The 11,634-nt window shown below is 60.7% G+C and carries 10 protein-coding genes; 2 read left to right on the top strand and 8 right to left on the bottom strand.

Going from position 1 to position 11,634, the window contains the following annotated elements; translation table 11 throughout:
- Positions 1 to 89: 89 nt before the first annotated feature.
- From phoU to AACW30_RS30135, 6 genes are all read right to left on the bottom strand, one after another.
- On the bottom strand, positions 90 to 851 hold the full coding sequence (gene phoU, locus AACW30_RS30110) for a phosphate signaling complex protein PhoU (protein WP_053258703.1): 762 nt from the start codon (positions 849 to 851) through the stop codon (positions 90 to 92).
- Between the two features lie 111 nt (positions 852 to 962).
- The gene (pstB, locus tag AACW30_RS30115) at positions 963 to 1,796 is read right to left on the bottom strand and encodes a phosphate ABC transporter ATP-binding protein PstB (RefSeq protein WP_056860879.1); all 834 of its coding nucleotides are present in this window, start codon (positions 1,794 to 1,796) and stop codon (positions 963 to 965) included.
- Positions 1,797 to 2,002: 206 nt separating this feature from the next.
- A complete protein-coding gene (gene pstA, locus AACW30_RS30120; protein WP_106575901.1) occupies positions 2,003 to 3,673 on the bottom strand; it encodes a phosphate ABC transporter permease PstA in 1,671 nt (556 codons plus the stop codon).
- Positions 3,674 to 3,688: 15 nt separating this feature from the next.
- The gene (locus AACW30_RS30125; protein ID WP_200624195.1) at positions 3,689 to 5,722 is read right to left on the bottom strand and encodes an ABC transporter permease subunit; all 2,034 of its coding nucleotides are present in this window, start codon (positions 5,720 to 5,722) and stop codon (positions 3,689 to 3,691) included.
- A gap of 485 nt (positions 5,723 to 6,207) precedes the next feature.
- On the bottom strand, positions 6,208 to 7,194 hold the full coding sequence (locus AACW30_RS30130; protein ID WP_106575903.1) for a phosphate ABC transporter substrate-binding protein PstS: 987 nt from the start codon (positions 7,192 to 7,194) through the stop codon (positions 6,208 to 6,210).
- A 263-nt stretch (positions 7,195 to 7,457) separates the two neighbouring features.
- Positions 7,458 to 8,747, bottom strand: coding sequence for an MFS transporter (locus AACW30_RS30135; protein WP_200624083.1), 1,290 nt, complete (start codon positions 8,745 to 8,747; stop codon positions 7,458 to 7,460).
- Between the two features lie 454 nt (positions 8,748 to 9,201).
- Here AACW30_RS30135 and AACW30_RS30140 point away from each other — a divergent pair, with 454 nt between their 5' ends.
- Positions 9,202 to 9,606 carry an acyl-CoA thioesterase gene (locus tag AACW30_RS30140; protein WP_003176975.1) on the top strand — a complete coding sequence of 135 codons (405 nt, stop codon included), beginning with the start codon at positions 9,202 to 9,204 and terminating at the stop codon, positions 9,604 to 9,606.
- A gap of 57 nt (positions 9,607 to 9,663) precedes the next feature.
- On the top strand, positions 9,664 to 10,563 hold the full coding sequence (locus AACW30_RS30145) for a D-hexose-6-phosphate mutarotase (protein ID WP_200624084.1): 900 nt from the start codon (positions 9,664 to 9,666) through the stop codon (positions 10,561 to 10,563).
- Between the two features lie 119 nt (positions 10,564 to 10,682).
- Here AACW30_RS30145 and AACW30_RS30150 read toward each other — a convergent pair whose 3' ends face one another.
- Together AACW30_RS30150 and AACW30_RS30155 are read right to left on the bottom strand one after the other, a co-directional pair.
- Positions 10,683 to 11,219 (bottom strand): DUF3299 domain-containing protein, encoded by a 537-nt coding sequence (locus tag AACW30_RS30150; RefSeq protein WP_200431080.1) that lies wholly within the window; start codon positions 11,217 to 11,219, stop codon positions 10,683 to 10,685.
- Between the two features lie 77 nt (positions 11,220 to 11,296).
- Complete coding sequence (locus AACW30_RS30155; protein ID WP_010168336.1) at positions 11,297 to 11,542, bottom strand: GlsB/YeaQ/YmgE family stress response membrane protein; 246 nt, start codon at positions 11,540 to 11,542, stop codon at positions 11,297 to 11,299.
- Between the last annotated feature and the right edge of the window lie 92 nt (positions 11,543 to 11,634).

Genomic DNA, 11,634 nt, shown 5'->3' on the forward strand with positions numbered 1-11,634 from the left:
GGACTTTATTGTTCCTGCCGCGCAAAAAATTCAGATGCCGCAAACGAAAACGCCCGACCAAAGGCCGGGCGTTAATTTCTCGGGCAACCTTACTTATCGTCAGATTCGCCCGGAACATTAGGGATTTGATCGGCTGTGCCTTCAACTTCGGCTTTCATGCGCTTGAGGCCCATGTGCCGCACGTCGGTACCGCGTACCAGGTAAATCACCAGTTCCGAGATATTGCGCGCGTGGTCGCCGATACGCTCCAGCGAACGCAGCACCCAGATGATGTTCAAGACCCGCGAGATAGAGCGCGGGTCTTCCATCATGTAGGTGGCCAGCTCGCGCAGTGCGGTCTTGTATTCGCGGTCGATGGTCTTGTCGTACTGCGCTACCGACAATGCCAGCTCGGCGTCGAAGCGGGCAAAAGCGTCGAGGGCGTCGCGCACCATGTTGCGCACCTGGTCGCCGATGTGGCGCACTTCCACGTAACCGCGCGGCGCTTCGCCTTCTTCGCACAACTGGATGGCGCGACGGGCGATCTTGGTGGCTTCGTCACCGATGCGCTCCAGGTCGATCACCGACTTGGAGATGCTGATGATCAAACGCAGGTCAGACGCGGCCGGCTGACGCCGCGCCAGAATGCGCAGGCATTCTTCGTCGATGTTGCGTTCCATCTGGTTGATCTGGTCATCGATTTCACGCACTTGCTGGGCCAGGCCCGAGTCGGCCTCGATCAGCGCGGTGACGGCGTCGTTGACTTGCTTCTCCACCAGCCCGCCCATCGCCAGGAGGTGGCTGCGCACCTCCTCAAGCTCGGCGTTGAACTGCGCGGAGATGTGATGGGTAAGGCCTTCTTTGCTAATCATGGGTTTGCTCCGCAAAAGCTGTAAGCCGCAGGCTACAAGCTGCAAGCTGATGTGTGTCGTTGATCAAACTGCTTTTACTTGCCGCTTGAAACGTGCGGCGTGCAGCTGGGGCTAGCCATAGCGACCGGTGATGTAGTCTTCGGTCTGCTTCTTCGCCGGGTTGGTGAACAGGGTATCGGTGTCGCCAAATTCCACCAGCTTGCCCATGTACATGAACGCGGTGTAGTCGGAAACCCGCGCCGCCTGTTGCATGTTGTGGGTCACGATGACGATGGTGAACTTGGATTTCAGTTCGTAGATCAGCTCTTCGACTTTCAATGTGGAGATCGGGTCGAGTGCCGAGCAGGGTTCGTCGAGCAGCAGCACTTCCGGCTCCACGGCGATGGTGCGGGCGATCACCAGACGTTGCTGCTGGCCGCCGGACAAACCGAGGGCCGACTCGTGCAGGCGGTCCTTGACCTCATCCCACAGTGCCGCGCCTTTAAGCGCCCATTCAACGGCCTCGTCGAGGATGCGTTTTTTGTTGATGCCCTGAATGCGCAGGCCGTAGACCACGTTTTCGTAGATGGTCTTGGGAAACGGGTTGGGCTTCTGGAACACCATGCCCACCCGGCGGCGCAGCTCGGCCACGTCCTCGCCCTTACGGTAGATGTTGGTGCCGTAGAGGTTGATCGCGCCTTCTACACGGCAACCGTCGACCAGGTCGTTCATGCGGTTGAAGGTGCGCAGCAACGTCGACTTGCCGCAGCCGGACGGGCCGATGAAGGCGGTCACGCGCTGCTTGGGGATGTTCATGCTGACGTCGAACAGCGCCTGCTTCTCACCGTAGTACAGGCTCAGGCCCGGCACTTCGATGGCCACGGTTTCCTGGGCCAGGCTCAGGCTCTGCTTGTCGCGACCCAGGGCCGACATGTTAATGCCGTGGGTGTGGGTTTCGTGTTGCATGGGATGCTCCCTGTGCTACCAATTCGTTTCGTTGAACCGATGGCCCCATGATTGGGCCTGGCGGTTTATCTCAAATCTGTGTCCGGCGCGGTTCAGTGTGGGAGCGGGCTTGCTCGCGAATGCGGTCTGTCAGCCAGCCCAAGTGTTTCTGATACACCGCATTCGCGAGCAAGCCCGCTCCCACATTTAGTACGCGTTCACTTCAATTAGCTGTCCAGCGCCTTGTATTTTTCGCGCAGGTGGTTACGGATCCACACCGCCGACAAGTTGAGCGTGGCGATCACCAGCACCAGCAGCAAGGCGGTGGCGTACACCAACGGCCGCGCAGCTTCGACGTTGGGGCTCTGGAAGCCGACGTCATAGATATGGAAGCCCAGGTGCATGATCTTCTGGTCCAGGTGCAGGTACGGGTAGTTGCCGTCCACCGGCAGCGACGGCGCCAGTTTCACCACACCCACCAGCATCAGCGGCGCCACTTCACCGGCGGCGCGGGCCACGGCGAGAATCATGCCGGTCATCATCGCCGGGCTGGCCATCGGCAGCACGATCTTCCACAGCGTTTCTGCCTTGGTCGCGCCCAGTGCCAACGAACCCTCGCGCACGGTGCGGGGAATCCGCGCCAGGCCTTCTTCGGTGGCCACGATCACTACCGGCACCGCCAGCAGCGCCAGGGTCAGCGAGGCCCACAACAGGCCCGGCGTACCGAACGTGGGTGCCGGCAGGGCCTCGGCAAAGAACAGACGGTCAACCGAGCCACCCAGCACATACACGAAGAAGCCCAGGCCGAACACGCCGTAGACGATGGCCGGTACGCCCGCCAGGTTGTTCACCGCAATGCGGATAATCCGCGTCAGGGTGTTCTGCTTGGCATATTCGCGCAGGTACACCGCCGCCAGTACGCCGAACGGCGTCACGATCATCGCCATGATCAGGGTCATCATCACGGTGCCGAAAATCGCCGGGAAGATCCCGCCTTCGGTGTTGGCTTCCCGTGGGTCATCGCTGAGGAATTCCCAGACCTTGCTGAAGTAGAAGCCGATTTTGGTCATCGTGCCCATGGCGTTCGGCTGGTAGGCGTGCACCACTTTACCGATGCCGATTTCCACTTCTTTGCCGTTAGCGTCGCGCGCCGTCAGGCTGTCGCGGTTGAACTGCGTGTGCAGGTCCGCCAGGCGCGCTTCGATGTCCTTGTAGCGGTTGTTCAGTTCTGCGCGGTCCGAGTCCATATCAGCTTGGGCGGTAGCGTCGAGCTTGCCTTCCAGCTCCAGCTTGCGACCGTGCAGGCGGATACGCTCCAGCCCGGCATTGATCGCGCCGATGTCGGTTTTTTCCAGACTCTTGAGTTGCGCCGCCAGCTTGTTCACGCGGTCAACGCGGGCCTGCAGCTCCGGCCACGCGGCCTCGCCTTCGGCGATGACCTTGCCGTCCTGTTTGACGTTGACCAGGGTGCCGTAGAAGTTGCCCCATTCACGGCGTTCGATGGCCATCAGGTTGGCCGGCTTGGTCTGGTCCTTGAGCCACTCGCCGACGATCCAGGTGAAGTCGTTGCCGTTCAGGTCGCGGTTGCCGACCTTGATCAGCTCGCGGGTCATGAATTCCGGGCCTTGGTCGGGCACCGGCAGGCCAGCGCTTTTCAGGCGCTCGCGCGGCACTTCTTCTTTCTGCACCACTTCGCCGATGACGATGTGGTTTTCCTGGCCCGGCACGTTGTAGTTGGCTTGGATAAGGTCAGCCGGCCAGAAGTGGCCCAAGCCACGCACGGCGATCACGGCCAGCAAACCAATGGTCATGATGACCGCGATGGACACCGCGCCACCGCTGATCCAGACGCCGGGGGCGCCGCTCTTGAACCATCCATTCAGGGAGTTCTGTTTCACAGACTTCTACCTTTCTTAAAGCGACGAGTATTTCTTGCGCAGACGCTGACGAATCAGCTCGGCGAGGGTGTTCATGATGAAGGTGAACAACAGCAGCACCAGCGCCGAGAGGAACAGCACGCGGTAGTGGCTGCCGCCGACTTCCGACTCGGGCATTTCCACCGCGACGTTGGCCGCCAGTGTGCGCAGGCCTTCGAACAGGTTCATCTCCATCACCGGCGTATTACCGGTGGCCATCAACACGATCATGGTTTCACCGACCGCACGGCCCATGCCGATCATCAGCGCCGAGAAGATACCCGGGCTGGCGGTCAGGATGACGACGCGGGTCATGGTCTGCCATGGCGTGGCGCCCAGGGCCAGGGAGCCCAGGGTCAGGCCGCGCGGCACGCTGAACACGGCGTCTTCGGCGATGGAGTAGATGTTCGGGATCACCGCGAAACCCATGGCCAGGCCGACCACCAGTGCGTTGCGCTGGTCGTAGGTGATGCCCAGGTCGTGGGAGATCCACATGCGCATGTCGCCGCCGAAGAACCAGGTTTCCAGGTACGGGCTCATGTACAGCGAGAGCCAGCCCACAAACAGGATCACCGGGATCAGGATCGCGCTTTCCCAGCCATCCGGAACGCGCAGGCGGATCGACTCAGGCAAGCGGCTGAACACGAAGCCGGCGACCAGAATGCCAATCGGCAACAACATCAGCAGGCTGAAAATCCCCGGCAAGTGCCCTTCGACATACGGCGCCAGGAACAGGCCGGCGAAGAAGCCGAGGATCACCGTCGGCATCGCTTCCATCAGTTCGATCACCGGCTTGACCTTGCGGCGCAGGCTCGGGGCCATGAAGTAGGCGGTGTAGATCGCCGCAGCAACGGCCAGCGGTGCAGCCAGCAGCATGGCGTAGAACGCGGCCTTCAAGGTACCGAAGGTCAGCGGCGCCAGGCTCATCTTGGGTTCGAAATCAGTGTTGGCGGCCGTCGATTGCCAGACGTATTTAGGCTCGTCGTAGTTTTCGTACCAGACCTTGCTCCACAACGCGCTCCAGGACACTTCCGGGTGCGGGTTGTCCAGCAGCAGCGGTTGCAGCTTGCCGCCGGCTTCGACGATGACGCGGTTGGCGCGTGGCGACAGGCCGAACACGCCTTGGCCATCGACCACCGGGTCGACCAGCAGCGTGCGGTGCGCGGTGCTGTGGAACACGCCGAACTTGCCGGACGCGTCGAGGGCGGTGAAGCCTTTGCGACGTTCTTCAGCGGTGATTTCCACGATGGGCGCGGTGCCCATCTGGAAGGTACGGATCTGCTTCAGGCGTTGCTCGCCGTCCGGGTCACGGGCCATGAACCACTGGGCCAGGCCGCCTTTGGAGTTACCCAGGATCAGCGAGATACCGCCCACCAGCTGAGTGCTGGCGGTGATCTCGGCATTACCGTCTTCGAGCAGTTTGTAGCGACCATTGAGGCTCTTGTCGCGCAGGCTGAAGACGTCGGCAAGGGCACGACCGTTGATCACGTACAGCCACTGCTGGCGTGGGTCGATGAAGATCGCCTTTACCGGCTCGGTCATTTGCGGCAGCTCGATACGCTTCTGCTCGCTGGTGACTTCGCCAGTCATCATGTTTTCTTCGCGGCTCAGGCTCAGCACGTTCAAGTAGGAACCTGCGGAACCGGCAACGACCAGCGAGGAATCGGTGGCGTTAAGTGCGACGTGCTCCAGCGGGCGACCCTGCTCGTCGAGCACGATCGGCGTTTCGCCGTAAGGGTATTCAATCGCCGGGGTGATGGTTTTCTTGCCATCCGGGTAGGACACCTTATAGGTGTGGCGGAACACCAGGGACTGGCCATTCGACAAACCCAGGATCACCAGCGGGCTGCCCGGCTGGTCTTCACCAATGGACGCAACACTGGCACCGGCGGGCAGCGGTAAATCGACACGCTTGAGCTCGGCGCCGGTGCCCACATCAAAGAACAGCGCCTGGCCCTTGTCGGAAACCCGCATGGCGACCTGGTTCTGCTCTTCGAGGGAGATCATCAACGGCTTGCCGGCGTCCTGCATCCAGGCGGGCGTCAGCGCATCTTCCTTGGTCAGCGAGGCGCCCTGGAACAGTGGCGCGACGACGTAGGCAAGAAAGAAGAAAATCAGGGTGATGGCGCCGAGGACGGCGAGGCCGCCGATCAACACGTACCAACGGGTCAGGCGATCTTTGAGCGCGCGAATGCGGCGCTTGCGTTGCAGCTCAGGCGTATTGAAATCAATGCGCTTGGGGGGAGAAGTCGTCGTCATGGTGGAATTGGCCAGATCATTCATGCGCACACCCTAGCGATCCTGTATGACAGAAAGATGACAATGCAGTGACGCAAGAAATCCGCCGCGGAGCAGAGCTGGCAGCGGACTAAAAAATTAGGGGTGTAGACGGTTAATGTGGGAGCGGGCTTGCCCGCGATGGCATCAATACGGTTTCAACGCTACACCGTGTCGCCAGCATCGCGGGCAGGGCCCGCTCCACAAAAAAGCATGCATCTACACCAGGTATCGCAGGCTTAGTTGCCTTCTTTCAAACCCAGGTCAGCCAGGGCTTTGGCGGCCACTTTGGCTGGCAGCGGGATGTAGCCGTCTTTGACGACAACTTCCTGGCCCTGTTTGGACAGAACCAGCTTCACGAACTCAGCTTCCAGCGGCGCCAGAGGCTTGTTCGGGGCTTTGTTGACGTACACGTAGAGGAAGCGCGACAGCGGGTATTTGCCGTTCAGGGCGTTTTCTTCGCTGTCTTCGATGAAGTCAGTGCTGCCTTTCTTGGCCAGGGCCACGGTCTTCACGCTGGCGGTTTTGTAACCGATGCCCGAGTAACCGATGCCGTTCAGCGAGGAGCTGATCGACTGCACAACCGACGCCGAACCTGGTTGTTCGTTCACGTTTGGCTTGTAGTCGCCTTTGCACAGGGCTTCTTCTTTGAAGTAGCCGTAGGTGCCGGATACCGAGTTACGACCGAACAGTTGCACCGGCTTGTTGGCCAGGTCGCCGGTCACACCCAGGTCGCCCCAGGTTTTAACGTCAGCTTTGGCACCGCACAGACGCGTCGAGGAGAAGATCGCGTCGACTTGTTCCATGGTCAGGTGCTGGATCGGGTTGTCCTTGTGCACGAACACGGCCAGGGCATCCACAGCCACCGGGATAGCGGTTGGCTTGTAGCCGTACTTCTGCTCGAAGGCCGCCAGTTCGGTGTCCTTCATCTTGCGGCTCATCGGGCCCAGGTTGGAGGTGCCTTCAGTCAGCGCAGGAGGAGCAGTGGCGGAGCCGGCAGCCTGAATCTGGATGTTGACGTTCGGGTATTCCTTTTTATAGGACTCAGCCCACAGGGTCATCAGGTTAGCCAGGGTGTCGGAACCAACGCTGGACAGGTTGCCCGATACACCGGTGGTCTTGGCGTAAGCCGGAATTGCCGGGTCAACACCAGCGGCTACCGCGTTAGCGGTCGCAACGCCAGCAGCGACAAAAGTCATTGCCGCCATCAAACGTTTCAGTTTCATGCCTTGCTCCTAGCAGATAGGGATAGTTGGATCGGGGCCAAGTATCGGTAGGCCGTGTGAACACTCTATGTCCGCAATGTGACAATTAGATGAAAGGCCAGCATTTGTGAAAAACCTGACAGGAAGGGGAAAGATCAGTAAATCCGGGACTTGCGAGGAGGTTGAAGCGCATGAAGCGGTGTTTCAGAAACACTCTGTAATCGTTGGCCAACCATAAACCCTGTGGCGAGCGAGTGCCCTCGCCACAGCGTCATCACAAGGTTCTAGCGCCTCCGCTTCCACAGATAGCCACCCACCAGCATCCCCATTACGCACAGCACGGCGACATAGTAGGCAGGGCCCATCGGGCTTTCCTTCATCAGCAGCGACACCGCCAGCGGCGTCAAACCACCAAACACGGCGTAGGCGACGTTGTAGGAGAACGACAACCCGCTGAAACGCACCACTGGCGGGAAGGCTTTCACCATCACGTAAGGCACCACGCCGATCACCCCGACAAACAGGCCGGTCAGGGTATACAGCGGGAAGAGCCAGTTCGGGTGATCGATCAGGCTGTGGTACAGCGTCCACGATGTTGCCAACAACAACAGGCAACCGATGACCAGCACACGGCCAGCGCCAAAACGATCAGCCAGGGCGCCGGAAGCGATGCAGCCCAGGCTCAGGGTCACGATGGCCAGGCTGTTGGCTTGCAGTGCGATGGTCGGGCTGAAGTGGTAGACGGTTTGCAGCACGGTCGGGGTCATCAGGATGACCACGACAACACCGGCCGACAGCAACCAGGTCAACAGCATCGACAGCACGATGGCGCCACGGTGGTCGCGCAACACCGCGCGCAATGGCAGCTCGGCGGCCAAGGTTTTGCGTTGCTGCATCTCGGCGAAGATCGGCGTCTCATGCAGCCAGCGGCGCAGGTACACCGAGAGCAGGCCAAACACGCCGCCCAGCAGGAACGGGATACGCCAGGCGTAGTCGGACACTTGTTCCGGGCTGTAGAGCGAGTTGATGGCGGTGGCCACCAGCGACCCCAACAGGATGCCGGCGGTGAGGCCGCTGGTCAGGGTGCCGCAGGCATAGCCGATGTGGCGCGGCGGTACGTGCTCGGAGACGAACACCCAGGCGCCCGGTACTTCGCCGCCGATGGCCGCGCCCTGGATGACGCGCATCAACAGCAGCAGAAGCGGCGCCCACAGGCCGATCTGCGCGTAGGTCGGCAGCAGGCCCATGATCAAGGTCGGCACGGCCATCATGAAGATGCTCAACGTGAACATTTTCTTGCGGCCGAGCAGGTCGCCAAAGTGCGCCATGATGATGCCGCCCAATGGACGAGCCAGGTAGCCGGCGGCGAAGATGCCGAAGGTCTGCATCATGCGCAGCCATTCCGGCATATCAAGGGGGAAGAACAGTTTTCCGACCACGGTGGCGAAAAACACGAAAATGATGAAGTCGTAAAATTCCAGCGCCCCGCCCAAGGCAGACAGCGACAGGGTTTTGTAGTCGTTGCGGGTCAGCGGGCGCGACGGTTGCGCGCTGCTTGCGGGCACGGAGGACATGGGGAGGGTTCTCTTATAGTAATGACGGCAAGCCCGGGACTTGCGGCGGGTCTGGCAAGATAGCAAATCGTTTGAAAAAGCACAGCGTCCACCGAATAACACTTCGCAGGCGCGCGTTATTCCCCGTTTCTTCCCTTTATTAGCCATCAGAAGCACAGTTGCAGGAAAAAGCCGCGTTACAGCCGGGATTTGCCGACCAAATGAGCGCTGGGAGGTCGTCGTGGCGCCAGCGTCTCGATATACTCGGCCCGTGCAAGCGCCAAACCCGCTGTCTTGAGGGGCTGCTGTGCCAAAACGTCGTTGGGTGCCATCCAGCCGATTTGGCAGAGTTTCCCTTTAGTACGCCTTACGAGAAACGCATCGAGCGGTGTATGTTGGTGCTGAAACGTTTTTCCAGAGACGGCTATCCACTTGAAATACCCATGAAGCGTCACGGGTCAGAGGCACCCTCGGCATGATCGAACTCGAACAAGAAGATCCTATCCCGCAAGGCGATCTCGCCCTGCAAATCACCGCACTCCCGCGTGAAACCAACGGTTTTGGCGACATCTTCGGCGGCTGGCTGGTCGCGCAGATGGACCTGGCCGGCACCGCCATGGCCAGCAAAGTGGCCGGCGGACGTGTCGCCACGGTGGCGATCGATCGCATGGCGTTCCTGGTGCCGGTGGCGGTCGGCGCGCAATTGTCCTTCTATACCCAGGCCCTGGAAATCGGCCGCAGCTCGATCCAGATGATGGTCGAGGTGTGGAGCGACGACCCGCTGTCCAGCGAATGGCGCAAGGTGACCGAGGCGGTATTTGTGTTTGTCGCCATCGACGGCAGCGGCCGTACCCGCTCGGTGCCATCGCGCGCGCGTTAAACATCGCCGGGTTTTGACGGTCAATTGCCCCATTGCCTGCCATGAGAGAGCACTGCTATGCCTACGCCCCACGTTGAAACCGTGAAGATCGACGAGCTGGACTGCTGGCGCGTCCGCCACAACGGCGCCGAAGTGATGGTGGCCCAACAGGGCGCGCACATCTTCAGTTACCAGCGCCAGGGCGAGCAGCCAGTGATCTGGCCGAACCCTGAGGCGGTGTTTAGACAGGGCAAAGGCATTCGTACCGGCGTGCCGGTGTGCTGGCCGTGGTTTGGCGTATTCGACCGTAACCCGCAAAGCGTGAAGGCGATGCGCCAAAGTGACCAACCCGCGGGGGCCCATGGTTTTGTGCGCACGGCACTGTGGGAATTGGCCGCGACCGAACTCGAAGGCGATGCATTGCGCGTCGATCTGGTATTGCCGGTGCCCGCGGGCGGCTTCCCCGGCTGGCCGCATCAGGTCGACCTGAAGCTGAGCCTGCTGCTGGACGAGCAACTGCATATCCGCCTGACCAGCCACAACCGTGGCACCGACACCGTGACCCTCAGCCAGGCGCTGCACACTTATTTCGCCGTGAGCGACGTGCGCAATGTGCAGGTCGAAGGCCTGGACGGGCTGGGTTATATCGACACCGCCGACGGCTGGAGCCACAAACAGCAATCCGGCCTGCTGCACTTCACCGCCGAGACCGACCGCATCTACCTGAATACTCCGGCGCAGTTGAGCATTGTCGATAAAGACTGGCAGCGTCGCCTCCAGCTCACCAGCCAAGGCTCGAACTCGACCGTGATCTGGAACCCATGGACCGAACGCGCCAAGGCGTTCGACGACATGGCCGATGACGGCTGGCAGGGCATGCTGTGCATCGAGACGGCGAATGTGCTGGATGATGTGGTGGCATTGGCGCCCGGTGAAAGCCATACGCTTGGCGTAAGCATCACCCCTCTCGCCGTGTAAACCCAATCAAAAATGTGGGAGCGGGCTTGCTCGCGAATACGGCGTGTCAGCCACATATGCACTGACTGACACCCTGCATTCGCGAGCAAGCCCGCTCCCACATTGGGTTCTGCGGCAAATTAAAGATCGGACTCTTTGACCGCCCGCACCTTGCCCGCGTCCAGCGCGTACGCCGCATCCGCCAAATCGTTATTGACCTTCTCCACCTTCAACGTGCCGGTAACCCACAGCGGCGTGTAGATGTCATCCAGCTTCAACCCCTTGGGATAGCGCACCAGCACCAACTGGTTGGGCGGCGGCGGCGGCACGTGGATGCAAGCGCCTGGGTACGGCACCAGGAAGAACAGCGTGCTGCGGCCCTTGGCGTCGGTTTCCAGCGGCACCGGGTAACCGCCGATGCGGATATTCTTGCCATTCATGGCGGCCACGGTCTTGGTCGAATACATCACCGCCGGCAAGCCCTTGCTTTGCTTGAGGCCACCTTTGTCGGTGAACGTGCCTTGGGCTTCGGGGGAGTTGTGGTCGATCTCGGGCATGGCTTCGAGGGCTTTCTGGTCCGACAGCGGCATCAGGTCGAGCCAGTCGGTTTCCGGCAGTTCGCCAGCGTGCGCCAGGCCAGAGCCCAGCAAGAGGAGAGTAAACAGAAGACGGCGCATGGTGAGGCTCGGCAAGTACAGGTGGCGAGCATTCTAGCCCTCTGCGCCTGCGCAGCGCAGAGGGCTTTGTCGCTTAATTACTTTTTACGCAGCAGGCCGTAGATCACCAGCAGCACGATGGCGCCGATCAGCGCACCGATAAAGCCTGCGCCTTGACCTGCCTGGTAGATGCCCAGGGCCTGACCACCGTAGGTGGCGACCAGAGAACCTGCGATACCCAGCAGGATGGTCATGATCCAGCCCATGCTGTCGTCGCCAGGCTTGAGGAAACGCGCCAGCAGGCCGACGATCAAGCCGATAAAGATGGTTCCGATGATACCCATGGCATTTCCCTCTGATTGAATGTGAGTCATGCCAAAGCCTAGTCAGGCTTTGCCATCCTGCAATCAGAGAGACGGCGGTGACCAATGGTTCC

It is taken from the genome of Pseudomonas sp. MF6747 (assembly GCF_963890955.1).
Lineage (GTDB): Bacteria > Pseudomonadota > Gammaproteobacteria > Pseudomonadales > Pseudomonadaceae > Aquipseudomonas.

What these genes read in the sequence shown, in the direction of transcription:
- AACW30_RS30140 (WP_003176975.1), top strand. Translation starts at nt 9,202, where the DNA reads ATGATCGAACTCGAACAAGAAGATCCTATCCCGCAAGGCGATCTCGCC.
- AACW30_RS30155 (WP_010168336.1), bottom strand. Translation starts at nt 11,542, where the DNA reads ATGGGTATCATCGGAACCATCTTTATCGGCTTGATCGTCGGCCTGCTG.
- AACW30_RS30130 (WP_106575903.1), bottom strand. Translation starts at nt 7,194, where the DNA reads ATGAAACTGAAACGTTTGATGGCGGCAATGACTTTTGTCGCTGCTGGC.
- AACW30_RS30125 (WP_200624195.1), bottom strand. Translation starts at nt 5,722, where the DNA reads ATGCAGGACGCCGGCAAGCCGTTGATGATCTCCCTCGAAGAGCAGAAC.
- phoU (WP_053258703.1), bottom strand. Translation starts at nt 851, where the DNA reads ATGATTAGCAAAGAAGGCCTTACCCATCACATCTCCGCGCAGTTCAAC.
- AACW30_RS30150 (WP_200431080.1), bottom strand. Translation starts at nt 11,219, where the DNA reads ATGCGCCGTCTTCTGTTTACTCTCCTCTTGCTGGGCTCTGGCCTGGCG.
- AACW30_RS30135 (WP_200624083.1), bottom strand. Translation starts at nt 8,747, where the DNA reads ATGTCCTCCGTGCCCGCAAGCAGCGCGCAACCGTCGCGCCCGCTGACC.
- AACW30_RS30145 (WP_200624084.1), top strand. Translation starts at nt 9,664, where the DNA reads ATGCCTACGCCCCACGTTGAAACCGTGAAGATCGACGAGCTGGACTGC.
- pstB (WP_056860879.1), bottom strand. Translation starts at nt 1,796, where the DNA reads ATGCAACACGAAACCCACACCCACGGCATTAACATGTCGGCCCTGGGT.